This window comes from Streptomyces sp. NPDC030165, assembly GCF_055573595.1.
This window is the reverse complement of record NZ_JBVIBD010000020.1, coordinates 178249-191238: the sequence shown is the minus strand read 5'-3', so window position 1 is coordinate 191238 and position 12990 is coordinate 178249. Positions and strand designations below refer to the sequence as shown.

Sequence of the window (12990 nt, the reverse complement as noted above, 5' to 3'; positions counted from 1 at the left end):
TCCCCCCCCCCCCTTCCCCCCCCCCCCCCCCCCCCCCCCCTCCCCCCCCCCCCCCCCCCCCCCCCCCCCCCCTTCCCCCCTGGGGGGGGCCCCCCCCCACGACGGCGCCGGCCGGCCGCCGCCCCCCGTAGGGCCACGTCCGTGCCCTGCCGCGCACGCCCCCGTCGGCGTCCTCGTGCGCGGTGGGCCGGCCGTGGCCGAGCGGCGGCCGGCCGGTGCCGGGCGGGATGGTGGCCCTCCCGGGCCGGGAAGACCCCCCACCATCCCGCCGTGTGATCAGCTCGCCGGCCCGGAGCGCGGGCGTGTGGCAGGGCCGGCGGGCTGAGTCTCAGCAGTTCAGGTAGGCCACGTGGATCCACACTCCGGTACGGCCGCCCCAGAGGTCACCCATGATCCAGGAGCCTTCGCGGCCCCGCGCGTTCATCTTCTGGCCCCTGTTCACCTGACCCAGGACCGGGTAGCCGGTGCCCGGACCGCCGCGGTAGTTGACGCCGTTGTCGTTGACCGTGCACACGACGGCCTGGACCGCGGGCGCGGCGGCGGACTGCCGGGCGGGGGCCGAACCGGTGGCGGCGGTGGCCACCGTGCTGCCGGCGAGGGCGAACGCGGCCGCGGTGGCCGCGAGAGCGGCGGCGGCGCGAGGGATGCGGATCATCTGGGTCTCCTCCGTTGTGCTGCTCGGTGCGCCGGGGCCGCCGACTGCTCGGACCCGGCACCCTGACCTTCGTCCCGCGCCGCACGGCGGGCCAAGGGGTTTCCCGTCCCCTGCGGGCCGCGGGAAACCGGGAAACCGGGCGTGAGCTGGGAGGGAGCAGGGGAGGGGCGAGAGGCCCGCTGCGCAATACGGCGGCGCCGCCGCCCCGGGACGGGACGGCGGCGCCGTACGGTGGTGCACCGGACCGGGGTCCGGACACGGTGTCAGCTGTTCATGGTGTCCGGGTCCGGACCCAGGCGCTTGCCCGAGTCCAGGGCCGCGAGCGCCGCCATGTCGGCGTCGTCCAGCTCGAAGCCGAAGACGTCGATGTTCTCCTTGATCCGGGACGGCGTCACGGACTTCGGGATGACGACGTTGCCGAGCTGAAGGTGCCAGCGGAGCACGATCTGCGCGGGGGTGCGCTCGTACTTCCCGGCCAGCTCGCCGACGGTCGCGTCCTTCAGGAGGTCCTTGCCCTGGCCCAGCGGCGACCAGGCCTCGGTCGCGATGTTGTGGCGGGCGTGGAAGGCGCGGGCCTCGGACTGCTGGAACTGCGGGTGCAGCTCGATCTGGTTGACGGCGGGGACGACCGACGTCTCGCCCAGCAGCCGCTCCAGGTGAGCGGGCTGGAAGTTGGAGACGCCGATGGCCTTGGCGCGGCCCTCTTCGTAGATCTTCTCGAACGCCCGGTACGTGTCCACGAACGTGTCCTTGGCGGGCATCGGCCAGTGGATCAGGTACAGATCCACGTACTCCAGGCCCAGCTTGCCGAGGGACGTGTCGAAGGCACGCAGGGTCGAGTCGTAGCCCTGCTCGGTGTTCCAGAGCTTCGTCGTCACGAAGAGCTCGTCACGAGCGATGCCGGAGGCGGCGAGCGCCTTCCCCGTGCCCTCCTCGTTGCCGTAGATCGCGGCGGTGTCGATGCTGCGGTACCCGGCTTCCAGGGCGGTTCCGACGGCCGTGGCGGCCTCGTCGTCCGGCACCTGCCAGACGCCGTAGCCGAGCTGCGGCATGGCGACGCCGTTGTTGAGGGTGATGTGGGGGACCTTGCTCACGAGCGATTCGATCCTTAGGTCGTCGTACATGTTCTCCGACGTCAACGATCATCCGGTACGGAGCATTCCCGCGCACCTTCACGACGTGTGCGGGCGGGGCGGGGCGCGCGGGCCGTCTCCGCGGCCAGGGTGAGGGCGCCGAGGCAGAGCACGACCAGCCCCGCGACCAGTTCCAGGGCGCCCGTCAGACCGGGCAGGCCGCGGGCGGGGGACCCGCCGCCGGTCAGGGCGTCGGCCGCGGTCGACGAGAGCCACAGCGTTCCGCCCCACGCGAACACCGCCGCGGAGCCCAGCCAGGCCGGCGCGAGCGGCACCCGCGTACGCAGCCGCCGCGAGGCGCCCCGGCGGGGGAAGAGGAGTGCGGCCAGTCCGGCCGCGCCGGCCGGCGACAGCAGCCCCTGGACGACGCCGGACGTGGCCGTGACGGCGGTCCGCGCGGGCAGGGCCGCCGCTCCGGCACCCGTCGGCATGCCCAGGCCCCACAGCACGTCGACGACGCCGAGTACGGCCAGGAGCAGCGCCGCGGGAACGCCGAGCAGTCGGCGGGCCGCCCGTACTGCGGGAGCAGGTACGGGTACGGACTCCAGCCGCCGGCGCAGCAGCGCGCCCCAGCGCCGGTGCGCGTACACCGAGAAGGCGCCCATGGGGGTGATGCCCTCGACGGTGAAGGCACCGTAGACGAGGACGAAGCCCCAGGGCCGCAGGAAGTCGCCGGACGTGATCGGGTTCGCCGTCCCGGTGACGGCGGCGAGGGCGGAACCGGTGGGTGTCCATGGAGGACGAGCCTTCCGGCGACGCGAGCCGGGCACCTCCGGCCGCGGAACGAACCGGCTCCGCCGCACGGGGAGCGGCACCCTCCGGGCGGCGCCGCCTCACGTGCGGTACAGCGCCTCCACCTCCGTCGCGTACGCCGCCTCGATGGCCTTGCGCTTCAGCTTGAGCGACGGCGTCAGCAGGCCGTGCTCCTCGCTGAACTGGTGCGCCAGTATCCGGAACGTCCGGACCGACTCGGCCTGCGAGACCAGGGTGTTGGCGGCGACGACGGCCCGCCGGATCTCGGTCTCCAGGTCGGGGTCGTGCACCAGGTCCGTCGGCGGCAGCTCCGGCTTGCCGCGCATCCTGAGCCAGTGCGTGACCGCCTCCGGGTCCAGCGTCACCAGCGCGGCCACGTACGGGCGGTCGTTGCCGACGACGATGCACTGGGCGACCAGGGGGTGGGCCCGTACCCGCTCCTCCAGGACGGCCGGGGAGAGGGTCTTGCCGCCGGAGGTGACCAGGATTTCCTTCTTCCGGCCGGTGATCGTCAGATAGCCGTCCTCGTCGAGCGCGCCGAGGTCGCCGGTGGCCAGCCAGCCGTCGCGCAGGACGGCGTCGGTGGCCCTGACGTTGTTCAGGTAGCCCTGGAAGATCTGGCCGCCGTGCAGCCAGATCTCGCCGTCCTCGGCGATGTGCACGGTCGTGCCGGGGACGGGGGAGCCGACGGTGCCGAAGCGGGTGCGCTCGGGCGGATTGGCGGTGGCGGCCGCGGTGGACTCCGTCAGGCCGTACCCCTCGTAGATGGTCACCCCGGCGCCGGCGAAGAACAGCCCGAGCCGGCGCTCCATCGCCGAACCGCCCGACATGGCGTGCCGCACCCGGCCGCCCATCGCCTCCCGCACCTTGCTGTACACCAGCTTGTCGAAGAGCTGGTGCTGCATGCGCAGCGGGGCGCCGGGCCCGGAGGCGGTGCCGAACGCCTTGTGCTCCAGCGCCTCGGCATAGCGCACCGCCACGTCGACGGCCTTCTCGAACGGGCCGAGCCTGCCCTCCGCCTCGGCCTTGCGCCGGGCCGCCGCGAAGACCTTCTCGAAGATGTACGGCACGGCGAGGATGAAGCTGGGCCGGAACGACTGGAGGTCCGGGATCAGGGCGGCGGCGGACAGGTCGGGCTGGTGGCCCAGCTTGACCCGCCCGCGTACGGCCGCGACCTGCACCATCCGCCCGAAGACGTGGGCGAGCGGCAGGAACAGCAGGGTGGACGCCTCGTCGCCGGGCTTGGAGTGGAAGACCGTCTCGTAGCGCTGGACGACGTTGTCGGCCTCCGCCATGAAGTTGGCGTGGCTGATGACGCAGCCCTTGGGGCGGCCGGTGGTGCCGGAGGTGTAGATGACCGTCGCGGTCGCGTCCGGGGTGACCGCCATACGGTGACGGTGCACCACGTCGTCCTCCAGGTGCGCGCCCGCCGCCGTCAGTTCGGCGACCGGGTCGGCGTCCAGCTGCCACAGGCGGCGCAGCTGCGGCAGCCGGTCGATGACCGAGCCGATGGTCATCGCGTGGTCCTCGTGCTCGACCATGCAGGCCGTGACGCCCGCGTCGTGCAGCATCCAGAAGACCTGCTCGGCGGACGACGTGGGGTACAGCGGCACGGACTGGGCGCCCACGGACCACAGGGCGAAGTCGAACAGCGTCCACTCGTAGCGGGTACGGGACATGATCCCGACCCGGTCGCCGAAGCGGACGCCCTGCGCGAGCAGCCCCTTGGCCAGGGCCAGCACCTCGTCGCGGAACCGCGCGGAGCTGACGTCCCGCCACTCGCCGGCGGCGTCCTTACGCGCCAGCGCGGCCCGGCCGGGATCCGAGTCGGCATGGTCGAAGACAGCGTCCGCCAACCCGCCGACGCGGGGCGCCGTCGCCAAAGGTGGGACGGTGAACTCGCGCAATGACCCAGCTCCTCGTGCTGCTTCTCACAGGGCCGAGACCGTACCCCAACAGGACGGCGCGCGGGAGGGGCGTCCTGTCCGGCGGACGGATGGCATAGTCGCTGGTCATGCGGCGAAAACGGGCTACTCCGGAGAAGCCCGGACATCGTCGGGGCCGGCCCGCGCCCGACGATCACGACGCCGGGACCGGATCTGCACCAAATCTCTGCGAAAGCGTCCGGCCGGGGCGGCCGGGGAGTCCTGCCCCTATGGCAGCTGCAACCGGTCACCGCCCGCCAGTATCGCGTCGGCCAGGGCGTTCGCCGGGCCCCTGGCCGCTGCGTTCCGCTCGTCGCCGTACAGCAGGACGAAATCCACCCCGCCGAGGTCCGGCAGCCCGGCCCGGGACGGCATGCGGACCAGGCCGGGCGGAATCATGCCGAGGCTGTGCGCCATCACGCCCAGGCCCGCCCGGGTGGCCGCGATCAGACCGTTGAGGCTGCCGCTCGTGCAGGCGATGCGCCAGTCCCGGCCCTGCCGCTCCAGCGCCTCCAGCGCGCGGGCCCGGGTCACCGCGGGCGGCGGGAACACCACCAGCGGGACCGGCCGCCGCGCGTCCAGCCGCAGCCGGTCCGTGCCGATCCACACCAGCCGGTCCCGCCAGACGAGCCGGCCGGCGGGCGCCTCGGCCCGGCCGCGCGCCGGGCCGGGGCGGCGCTTGGCCAGGACGAGGTCGAGGCGGCCGGCCGCCAGGAGTTCGTGCAGCGTCCCGGAGAGTTCGACCGTCAGCTCCAGGTCCACCTCGGGGTGGTCGCGCCGGAACTCCTCCAGCACCTCCGGCATCCGGGTCAGCACGAAGTCCTCCGAGGCCCCGAACCGCAGCCGGCCGCGCAGCCGGGTGCCGGTGAAGAAGCCCGCGGCCCGCTCGTTGGCCTCCAGGATGGTGCGGGCGAAGCCGAGCATCGCCTCGCCGTCCTCGGTGAGGTCCACGGTGTGGGTGTCGCGGGCGAACAGCCGCCGTCCGGCCGCGTCCTCCAGCTTGCGTACGTGCTGGCTGACGGTGGACTGGCGCAGGCCGAGCCGGTGCGCGGCCTGGGTGAAGCTCAGCGTCTGCGCCACCGCGAGGAACGTGCGCAACTGCACGGGATCGAACATCGCCCCATCCTAGGTGCCCATCACACATCATGATGGCAGTCACCACGGTAAGAGGGCTTCCCGATGGCCCCGGAGCCAGGCAGGCTGGAGAGGGCACCGTCCGTAACGCCGTCCACAGCGCCGTCCGCCTGCACCGACCCGCGAAGAGAGAACATGCGCCGCCCTCACCTCACCATCCCCTCCTGGCTTCCCGTGGACGGTTTCATCCTGGCCCTCGTCGGCACCGTCGGCCTGGCGGCACTGCTCCCTGCCCGGGGCCCGGCCGCCGCCGTCGCCGGCGACGCGTCGACCGGCGCCGTCGCGCTGCTCTTCTTCCTCTACGGCGCCCGGCTCTCCACCCGCGAGGCGCTGGAGGGCATGCGCCAGTGGCGGCTGCACCTGACGGTGCTGGCCTGTACGTTCGTCGTCTTCCCGCTGCTCGGGCTGGCGGCCCGCGGCCTCGTCCCGTACGTCCTGACGCAGCCCCTCCACACCGGTCTGCTCTTCCTGTGCCTGGTGCCCTCCACCGTCCAGTCGTCGATCGCCTTCACCTCCATGGCGCGCGGCAACGTCGCGGCGGCGATCTGCGCGGGCTCCTTCTCCAGCCTCGTCGGGATCGTCGTGACCCCGCTGCTGGCGGCGCTCCTCCTGGGCGGTGACGGCGGGGGGTTCTCGGCCGGCTCCCTGGTCTCGATCGTCTTGCAGCTGCTGGTGCCGTTCCTCGCCGGTCAGCTGCTGCGCCGCTGGACCGTCGGTTTCCTCACCCGCCACAAGAAGATCCTCGGCCTGGTCGACCGCGGCTCGATACTCCTCGTCGTCTACACCGCCTTCAGCACGGGCATGGTCGAGGGCATCTGGCACCAGGTCTCGCCGTGGCGCCTGCTGAGTCTGCTGGCCGTCGAGGCCGTCCTGCTGGCCCTGATGCTGACGATCACGTCCTACGGCTCCGGGAAGGCCGGTTTCGCCCGCGGCGACCGGATCGCCATCACCTTCGCGGGCTCGAAGAAGAGTCTGGCCGCCGGACTGCCCATGGCCAGCGTCCTGTTCGGCGCCCAGGCCGGACTGGCCGTGCTGCCGCTGATGCTCTTCCACCAGATGCAGCTGATGGTCTGCGCGGTCCTCGCGAAGCGGTACGCGGCACAGGCCCCCGCCGAGCGGGAAACCGATGCCGGGGCGGGGGCCGCGGTGCGGACAGCGGGCGGGCCGCCGGGGCAGGGCGCGGGCGGCGACGGCTTGGTCCGCAGCTCGCCCTGATTCAGGATTCCTGAGAGTTCTTCGCCCCGAACCCGGGGAGGAGAGATTTTCTTCCGTGGCGGGCGGCGGCCTGCGCCTCGACCCCCTGGGCATGATCGGCGCTCCGCTCACCGACCTCGCGATGACCCGTCAGTTCGCATCGTCCACGCGGTTCAGCGACAGATGCAGGACGACCGGGCCGCGTACGCGCGCGTTGTCCCGGCGTACGCGATCCAGCTCACCGTCGCTCAATGCGCGCCCGTACACCCGTACTTCGTCCAGATCCCCGGACAGCTGGGAACGGCTGTCCACCTTCTGGCCCGCGTGGACGCCGAAGACCGAGTTCCGGCTCACGGAGCCGGGCACGCCGGGAACGGTACGGCTCTCGGTGCCGTCGACGGTGAGAATCAGCCGGCCGCCGGTACGCCGCAGCGCCAGATGGTGCCACGCGCCGTCGTTGTACGCGGCGGCGGATGCGGCCTCGGCGGTGGCGGGCGGCCGGGCGCCGTCGAGCGCGGTGACCGAGGCGCTGATCCGGTTGCGGGCCGGGTCACCGCGCAGCGCCACCTGCGGGCTGCGGCTGCCCACCCCGCCCATCCACAGGAAGGGCTGTTCAGCGGAGGCGGCACGGTAGCGGAACCAGAGGCTGCACGTGAAGTCGCGGTCGCCCAGGGGCAGTGAGCTGCGGAAGGGCAGCCGTACGGCATCGTCCCGGCCGTCGAAGGCGAGCCCGTCGCCGAAGCGGCCCGGGACCGGCCGGGCGCCGCCCAGGACGAGGGCGGGCCGGGCATGCCGTCCGTGGTCGGGGGGCGTCGGGTCGGGGGCACGGCGCGGACCGAGCCAGCCGTCGGTGAAGCGCGCGAAGCGGATCTCGTCGCGGGCGTCGGCCGCGCCGCCCTCGTACAGCAGGCCGGTCAGGCCGGGCGCGACGGACACCAGGTCCGAGTAGCCGGACCAGTCGGTGGTGACCCGGGCGCCGCGGTCCACGCCTTCCCAGGTGCGGCCCTCGTCGTAGGAGGAGCGGAGGGTCATGGTGCGGCGGCGGTCGGGGTCGGCGGGCGCGGCGAACAGCGTACGGACCGGCCCGCGGGAGCCCCGCCGGGGCAGCCGCAGCACCGAGCCCTGCACCATGGGCGCGTACAGGCCGGGCAGGGCGCGGAAGGGCCGGTCGAAGGATGTGCCGCCGTCGTGGCTGACGGCCGCCGTGCGATGGCCGAGGTCGGTACCGTCCTGCTCGCGCCCGTTGACGTACACCGAGCCGTCGGAACGTTCCAGCAGGCTCATCTCGGACGGCTTCTGGCGGAAGGTGCCGTCGGCGGCGGTCGGGTAGCTGTCCACGGCACCGACCCGCCAGGTGGCGCCGCCGTCGTCGCTGAGCATCAGCGCCGCGTGGTTGGCGGTTATCCGGCCGCCCGCGTAGCTCTCGGCGTTGACGGTGAAGACCAGCCGTCCGGCGTGCCGTCCCCGGGCCAGCTGGATACCGTGCACGGGCCCGGTCGCGTACCAGGAGTTCCATCCGGCGGGCCGGAGCTCGGCGGTCAGGTCGCGCGGTGCGGACCAGGTGGCGCCGTCGTCGTCGCTGTACTGGAGGTGCGGGGTGCGGTCGCAGGGCACGTCGCAGTTGCCCGCGTCGGGGCGGCCCTTGTTGTAGGTCTCCGCGAGCAGGATGCGGCCGGTCTCGCGGTCGACGACGGGGGCCGGGTTTCCGTGGGTGTCCCCGCCGCCCTCGTTGACGACCTGGAGCGGCCCCCACGTACGGCCGCCGTCGGCGGAGCGTTTCAGTACGAGGTCTATGTCGCCGGCGTCGCCGCAGTCGCGTACCCGGCCCTCGGCGAAGGCCAGCAGCGTACCGCCGGTGGACCGGACGATCGCCGGGATGCGGAAGCAGGCGTAACCGTGCTCCTGGGCTCCCTTGAACAGCACTTGCTGTTCGAAGCCCCGGGTGGGGGAGCCGGTTACCGCGGGGCGGGCCTGGGCGGCGGCCACCGGGACCAGGACGACGGCCGCCGTGGCGAGCGCGGCGAGTGTGCGGCCCTTCCGCCGGGATGTGCGGCGTGCGGGGCCGCCGGTCCTGGTGGCGGGTCTGCCGCGGTGGACTCGGTGGGTGCGGAACGGTGACGTCATGATCCGACCTGCCCTTCGAGGCATCGGCGAGGCGTCGGAGGAAGAAGAGAGAACGCTGGACGGCTGGACGGCACGGCAGACATCCGACGTTCTACGTAGGACGTCCCATGTCCGTGCTCCGGTGCGCAGGAAGCTACTGGGCCCCCGGCACCGCCACAAGCCACGCGCGGCGCTTCTTCGCACCCGGCCGGATTTCCCTCGTCCGGAGCAAGCGGTCAGGGAATCAGCACGACCTTGCCGAGGTTGGCGCGGGCTTCGATGATCTCGTGTGCGCGGGCGGCCTCCGCCAGGGGGACCCGCGCGTGCACAGTGGCCCGCAGGCGGCCGGCGAAGAAGTGGTCCCACAGCTCGGCGCCGTGCCGTTCGTACAGCTCCGGGCGGGTGGCGGTGAAGCGCGCCATGGTGAGCCCGGTGATCGTCTTGGAGCCCGCGAGGAGGTCGTAGGCCGAGACCGTGCCGCCGCCCGAGTTGAAGAACACCAGCCGCCCGCCCGGCGCGAGGGCCGCCACCGCACGCGGCAGCAGGTCCCCGCCGACGCCGTCGAGCACGATGTCGACGGGCGCGCCCCAGGACGCGTCCTCGTACGTCACGACCTCGTCGGCGCCGAGCCCGTACAGGAAGTCCGCCTTGGCGGCGGAACCGACGGCCGCCACCACCCGCGGCACGCCCCGCACTTTCGCCAGCTGCACCGCGAGGTGCCCGGTGGCGCTGGCGGCGCCGGTGATCAGGACCGACTCGGCGCCGGTGGGGCCGGCGGTGGCCAGCGCGGCGAGGGCGACCTGGCCGCCGCGGGCCAGTGCCACGGCGTCCACGCCGGTCGCGCCGTCCGGTATCCGGGAGGCAAGCGCCGCGGGGACGGTCGTCACGTCGGCGTACGAGCCGGTGAAGGAGAGCCCGGTGACCCGGTCGCCGACCGCGAAGCCGGTCACGTCCGGACCCAGGCCGGTGACCTCGCCGGCCACTTCGCCGCCGAGCACGGCGGGCAGCGGTACGCCGCCGCCCCGGCCGTCACCGCGCGTCCGGCGTACGGAGGGCAGACTCACGCCGATGGCCTCGGTGCGGACGAGCAGTTCGCCGGGGCCCGGCCCGGGGACCTCGGCCTCCTCGACGCGCAGGACTTCGGGGCCGCCGTACGCATGGAAACGGACTCGCCGCATGGGCACCTCCGGGGAAGCGGGCGCGGCGGGACGCCACGCAGGGGACGGCCGCCCGGACACACCGGGAAACCATTGGGTACCCCAACGATAACAGGGTTCGTTGGGGTACCCAATGGTTGTCTCGTAAGCTGGACCCATGGCAGAGACCCCGTACGCCCCCTCCCGTATCCGCGCCCTCCCCAGCTGGCTGCTCGGCCGGGCAGCCGCACGCGGCCACCGCCTCGTCGCGGAAGCGCTCGCCGAGGAGGGGATGCGGATGATGCACCACGCGGTGCTCTCGGCCGTCGGCGAGCTGGGGCCCGTCTCCCAGGCGGAGCTGGGCCGCAGCGTGGGCATCGACCCCAAGGACATGGTCGCGGTCGTCAACGACCTGCAGGCCGACGGGCTGGTGACCCGCACCCCCGACCCCAGGGACCGGCGCAAGAACGCCATCGAGATCTCCGCGGACGGCGAACGCAGGCTCCGCCGTACGGAGGCGCTGGGCGACCGGGCCAACGAAGAGCTGACCGCGCGCCTGACCCCCGCCGAACGCGAACATCTCATGGAGCTGCTGGCGCGCGTGGCGGAGCCGGGGCGGACGCCGGGTCCGGATGCGGCAAAGGAGCCGGACGCCGGCTGACGGCCCGCTCTCAGCCCCGCCCCGCCACCGCGCCCAGCGCCAGCCGCTCCTCGCCCGCGTACACGTTCATCGAGGTACCCCGCAGGAACCCCACCAGCGTCAGGCCGCTCTCGGCGGCCAGGTCGACGGCGAGGGAGGACGGCGCCGAGACGGCGGCCAGGGCCGGGATGCCCGCCATGACCGCCTTCTGGACCAGCTCGAACGACGCCCGGCCCGAGACCATCAGGACGGTGTCGCGCAGCGGCAGCCGGCCCTCCTGGAAGGCGCGGCCGACGACCTTGTCGACGGCGTTGTGGCGGCCCACGTCCTCGCGTATGTCGAGGAGTTCACCGTCGGAGTCGAAGAGCGCGGCGGCGTGCAGCCCGCCGGTCCGGTCGAACACGCGCTGCGCGGCCCGCAGCCGGCCGGGCAGGGCGGACAGGGTCGCGGGCGTGATGCGGGCCGCGGCGTCGGCGGGCGGGTCAAGGGGCCAGCGGGCGGACGTGCGGACCGCGTCCAGGCTCGCCTTGCCGCACAGGCCGCAGGACGACGTCGTGTAGACGTTGCGCTCCAGGGAGATGTCCGGGACGGGCACGCCGGGCGCGAGCTGTACGTCCACCACGTTGTAGGTGTTCGAGCCGTCCTCGGTGGCGCCCGCGCAGTACACGATGTTCGCCAGCTCCCCGGCGTCCCCCAGCACGCCCTCGCTGACGAGGAAGCCCGCGGCCAGCGCGAAGTCGTCGCCCGGCGTGCGCATCGTGACGGCGAGCGGCTTGCCGCCGAGGCGGATCTCCAGCGGCTCCTCGCCGACGAGGGTGTCCGGGCGTGTGCTCACGGCTCCGTCGCGGATGCGGATGACGCGGCGTCGCTCGGTGACCCGTCCCATGTCTGATCAGTCCCGTCCGTCCTGGTGCGCCGGCCCGTGGCGGCGGGCCGGTCTGGCGGTTCCATTGTCCGGCACGCGGAGGCGCACGAGCGGGTGGCCCGGATACGCGGCCCGCTACCGCTCCGTGACGCGAGGGGGCGCATCGCGCGTGCCCGGCAGTTCACGCCCGCCGAACGCGCTCGCGCCCGCCCCGGCCCACAAGGCGTCCAGCTGCGGCTGGCCCACCGTCCGCCAGTCTGGGCTCCGCAGAACGAGGGCGTCGCCCAGGCGGCGGCCGAGTTCCATCATCGGCACCCCGACGGGCCCACGCGCGGCGTCGTACGCGGCGGACACCTCGGACCAGGTGCTCGCCGCGGAGCACGCCGCCTCCAGGGCGGTGGCGTCACGGAGGGCCTTGACCGCGCCGCTGCCGGTGTGCGGGCGGGCGACCGTCGCCGCGTCGCCGGCGAGCAGCAGGCGGCCCGCGGCGTAGTGGGGCGCCGTGAAGTCGTACATCGGCTGGATGAACAGTTCCTCGGGCCGCGTGAGCCGGAGCAGGCCGCCCCAGTACGGCGGCAGGAGGTCGCCGGTGACCTGCGCGAAGCAGGCGTGCAGCGCCTCGCCGAGGGTGCCGGGCGGCAGGCTGGTGGGAGTGTCCAGTCCGAGGTCGAGTTCCGGCGGGGGCACGGTGTACAGCACCCAGTTGGCGCAGTGGCCGCCGACGCCGTCCGGGATGCGGTAGATGACGGCGTGGCCGCCGGTGAAGACGGCGAAGACACAGTCCTCGACCGGCCACGCGTCGTCCGGGTCGGGGCCGAGCGCGGCCAGCCGCTCGGCGGGGAACGCGCCGCGCCAGGCGAGGTACCCGGCGTACGCGGGCCGTACGTCGGGGAAGGCGGCGTCCCGGACCACGGAGCGGTAACCGTCCGCGCCGATGACCAGGTCGGCGTGGTGGGCAGAGCCGTCCTCCAGGCGTACCACCGCGCCGTCGGGCGGCACCTCGACCGTACGGACCAGGCTGCCCCCGCGGAACACGGTGGTGGCGGGCATCCGGTCGCGCAGCCCGCGCCAGAGCGGTCCCCAGTTGTACGTACGGAACGGGAAGGGCAGTTCCCCGACCACCCGGCCGAGCGGCAGCGCGCCGTCCCGCGTGTACCAGCGGCGTCGGCAGAGCTGTATCCAGGGGATGCCGGCGTCCAGGTAGCCCGCCGACGCCAGTTCCGCGTACCGGAGGTTGTGCATGGCTAGACCGGCGCCGCGGTCCGCCAGCCGGCCGGCGGCCCGTTCAAGGACCGTGACCTGTGCCGCGCCGCCCCGGTGTGCGGCCAGTGCGGCGGCGCATCCGGCGATGCTCCCGCCCACGACGGCGACCCTTCCTCCGCGCATCGGCAACCTGCTTCTCTCGGCGGTTCCGTGGGAACCGCGGTGGTTCGAGGCTGTGCAAGAGGTCGT

The 12990-nt window shown here is 73.7% G+C and carries 11 protein-coding genes; 2 read left to right on the top strand and 9 right to left on the bottom strand.

The window, feature by feature from the left end; genetic code table 11:
- Positions 1–328 precede the first annotated feature (328 nt).
- The 5 genes from ACZ4Z1_RS31815 to ACZ4Z1_RS31795 form a co-directional block, all read right to left on the bottom strand.
- Positions 329–655: an SH3 domain-containing protein gene (locus ACZ4Z1_RS31815; RefSeq protein WP_468490110.1), complete on the bottom strand. Its 327-nt coding sequence runs from the start codon at positions 653–655 to the stop codon at positions 329–331.
- 263 nt (positions 656–918) lie between these two features.
- Entirely contained in the window at positions 919–1749 is an 831-nt protein-coding gene (locus ACZ4Z1_RS31810; RefSeq protein WP_468490109.1) for an aldo/keto reductase, read from the bottom strand.
- Between the two features lie 41 nt (positions 1750–1790).
- The gene (locus ACZ4Z1_RS31805) at positions 1791–2591 is read right to left on the bottom strand and encodes a hypothetical protein (protein WP_468490108.1); all 801 of its coding nucleotides are present in this window, start codon (positions 2589–2591) and stop codon (positions 1791–1793) included.
- A 30-nt stretch (positions 2592–2621) separates the two neighbouring features.
- Complete coding sequence (locus tag ACZ4Z1_RS31800) at positions 2622–4424, bottom strand: AMP-dependent synthetase/ligase (protein WP_468490107.1); 1803 nt, start codon at positions 4422–4424, stop codon at positions 2622–2624.
- Positions 4425–4694: 270 nt separating this feature from the next.
- Entirely contained in the window at positions 4695–5582 is an 888-nt protein-coding gene (locus ACZ4Z1_RS31795) for a LysR family transcriptional regulator (protein WP_468490106.1), read from the bottom strand.
- 153 nt (positions 5583–5735) lie between these two features.
- On the opposite strand from ACZ4Z1_RS31795, the gene ACZ4Z1_RS31790 reads away from it, so the two are divergent.
- Positions 5736–6815 (top strand): bile acid:sodium symporter family protein, encoded by a 1080-nt coding sequence (locus ACZ4Z1_RS31790; protein WP_468490105.1) that lies wholly within the window; start codon positions 5736–5738, stop codon positions 6813–6815.
- Between the two features lie 129 nt (positions 6816–6944).
- Here ACZ4Z1_RS31790 and ACZ4Z1_RS31785 read toward each other — a convergent pair whose 3' ends face one another.
- Positions 6945–8918, bottom strand: coding sequence for an exo-alpha-sialidase (locus ACZ4Z1_RS31785; RefSeq protein ID WP_468490104.1), 1974 nt, complete (start codon positions 8916–8918; stop codon positions 6945–6947).
- Between the two features lie 215 nt (positions 8919–9133).
- Positions 9134–10075: a quinone oxidoreductase family protein gene (locus ACZ4Z1_RS31780; protein WP_468490103.1), complete on the bottom strand. Its 942-nt coding sequence runs from the start codon at positions 10073–10075 to the stop codon at positions 9134–9136.
- 136 nt (positions 10076–10211) lie between these two features.
- Here ACZ4Z1_RS31780 and ACZ4Z1_RS31775 point away from each other — a divergent pair, with 136 nt between their 5' ends.
- The gene (locus tag ACZ4Z1_RS31775) at positions 10212–10694 is read left to right on the top strand and encodes a MarR family winged helix-turn-helix transcriptional regulator (protein ID WP_468490102.1); all 483 of its coding nucleotides are present in this window, start codon (positions 10212–10214) and stop codon (positions 10692–10694) included.
- Between the two features lie 10 nt (positions 10695–10704).
- Here ACZ4Z1_RS31775 and fdhD read toward each other — a convergent pair whose 3' ends face one another.
- Positions 10705–11559 (bottom strand): formate dehydrogenase accessory sulfurtransferase FdhD, encoded by an 855-nt coding sequence (gene fdhD, locus ACZ4Z1_RS31770; RefSeq protein ID WP_468490101.1) that lies wholly within the window; start codon positions 11557–11559, stop codon positions 10705–10707.
- Between the two features lie 114 nt (positions 11560–11673).
- Positions 11674–12924, bottom strand: coding sequence for an FAD-dependent monooxygenase (locus ACZ4Z1_RS31765; protein WP_468490100.1), 1251 nt, complete (start codon positions 12922–12924; stop codon positions 11674–11676).
- Positions 12925–12990 lie beyond the last annotated feature (66 nt).